Origin of the sequence: Aliivibrio sp. A6 (assembly GCF_028765505.1) — a bacterium.
Classification (GTDB): Bacteria; Pseudomonadota; Gammaproteobacteria; order Enterobacterales; family Vibrionaceae; genus Aliivibrio; species Aliivibrio finisterrensis_A.
On record NZ_JARACR010000083.1, the window covers coordinates 1 to 1,370 of the forward strand.

The 1,370-nt window shown below is 33.2% G+C and carries 1 protein-coding gene; it reads right to left on the reverse strand.

Annotated elements, in window-relative coordinates; all coding sequences use genetic code 11:
- Window positions 1–413: 413 nt before the first annotated feature.
- Window positions 414–1,370, reverse strand: a 957-nt coding sequence (locus PVK70_RS18665; RefSeq protein WP_274441709.1) for a hypothetical protein, incomplete at its 5' end; no start/stop codon positions are given.

Consider the following 1,370-nt stretch of genomic DNA (forward strand, 5'->3'; position numbering starts at 1 on the left):
TCAGGTTTTGAGCTAATAAACCAAATATCCTAACCACAATTGGGATTGAAAATGCTGAGAGGAAAACACTGATGCAGGCTAAAATGAGGCAACACCAAAGAACAATTGAAGCCTAAAATAGCCTCTGAAACGCCTGAATTTGGGGCAATAATAGTTCAATGCCGAACCTGATAAAACGAACACCAAAAGGCAACAAAGAAAAAGGAAAACCACCCTACTTTCACACCTAAAAAGCTAATGGTTCAATCGCTGAACTGAACCAAAAAACTGCATTCTCAGAGTTCGTATAACGCCTGCATAACACGTTTACTACTATGCAATTATACTTAATATTGACATCTTAAAACGAGAAACACTCGGCAAACTGAGATTGCCGAGTGTAGTAAATCGTGTTGATGCAATTGTTAGGTGCTTTATGGCCATTTTGATGTTTTGTAAGCTTTAATAACTGAAGTACAATTATCAGGAGTATTACCATTTAACTGCTGATTGCTATGATATTGAATTCCCTGCATAAATATTGCTATGTAAGTAGTTTTCATCTGATTACTAAGATCTAACACATTAAACCATTCATCCATCCAATTACCAACTCGCGCTAAATTCCCATCAATATTTACACCACACGCATTGGCGCGACCGATTAGAGCTGCATAGGTTGCCATAGTATCTGTATAATATTCTTCTTTTTTTAATACACTCTGATTTGTCTTAGTTACTACGGTTTCTAATTTATTTTCTTTTAGATCATTATTTGTTTTTTGACTAGAAGCTTTAACTAACTGATCTTCTAATTGCTTTATTTTCATTTTCCTCTCTTTTAGCATCTTTTCTCTACCCTGTTCTTTTTTAACACTTTCAGATGCCTTTAATTCAATTTTGTTACCCAATTCATTTAATGAAGTGTTAGCATTTTTTATTAATTTATTCAGCATTTCAGACCAATTTGATGAGGTATATAGGTAATCTTCGATAAAACTTTTATGTAAATCAACTGGAGTGCCCATATAAGACATAAATACTTTTTGTTTGTTATCAAGATAATAAGCCTCTTTAGTGTAAGGGGCTCCTTTCCCAACACAGCTACTTGAAAAATTTTCATCAATTTTAATTTTATAATTTTCTAACGTCTCTATATTTGATGACAATTCTTTATATTTCTTAAGTAATACCTCTGCTGAACCTGCTTGAGCTTTAGATAATTCTGCATACATATTTATTGCCACACGCATTGAGCCGTCTCTATTTAATTTGAATTCACTACATGCATCGGCCATCGCTTGTAGTGGATAAAAAATAAATAACAATGCAACTAATTTCTTTTTCATTTGAGTTCCTATTTTATGAAAACTTATTGGACACACCAGCAC